The sequence below is a fragment of the Bacillus sp. 05T31 genome, assembly GCF_056396725.1.
Map to the genome: position 1 here is coordinate 1 of NZ_JBFTMA010001170.1, position 769 is coordinate 769.

Consider the following 769-nt stretch of genomic DNA (forward strand, 5'->3'; position numbering starts at 1 on the left):
CTCCATACCTTCAGACTCTTTCGCCATTTGTTTTGCAGCATTCGTTATCTCTTCCATCTTATCTTCCATTTCATATACAATACCTAAATACTGTGGTACTGAAGTTTCTTGTGACTGAGCGCCAGCTCTTAACTCAACCATAGAACTTACGATTTCTTGAACTGCCATGCTATTCTCTTTCGTACTCACTGACAATTCTTKTGAAGATGAGGAAACCTGTTCTGCTGTCTGCTTCACTTTATCTATAATTCCTTTAAACTTCTCGATGGTATTATTAAAATACGCATTAATAATACCAATATCATCTGGTCTTTCCTCTAATTTAATACTTAAATCACCTTCACCGACTTTGCGCAATCCTTCACGTAAATCTCGCAATGGAGCAAGTGCGTTACGTACAATTAAGAATTGAATAACAGTTGCAATTAAAACAGAAATACAAATAAACATTAAACCTTGTATAATGAATTTTTCCTTTGTAATAGGAACAATAGAGGCATCTACATCGGCTGCAACAATTGCCACAATATTTTCTTCTCCATCTTTAATTGGCTCTAATATCGTTACCCATGATCCTAATGCGTCTTCATATACTTCTGTCATGTTTGCTTTTTTCGTGCTCATTACTTTATCATATGCTTTCATCCAACGATCTGGTTGTTTATAATAGTCTCCCGGCTTTACTTCAACAACATTTGCTAAACCTGTAGACAAAYCGAMGATTTGTAACTCACCTTTTTCATTTTTTTTYGCTCCAACAACATACGTT

Annotated in this window: 1 protein-coding gene; it reads right to left on the reverse strand. The window is 35.3% G+C overall.

Annotation, left to right across the window (positions count from 1 at the left end; genetic code table 11):
• On the reverse strand, positions 1 to 769 hold a 769-nt coding region (locus tag AC1DJR_RS32160), incomplete at both ends, for a HAMP domain-containing protein (protein WP_477004488.1).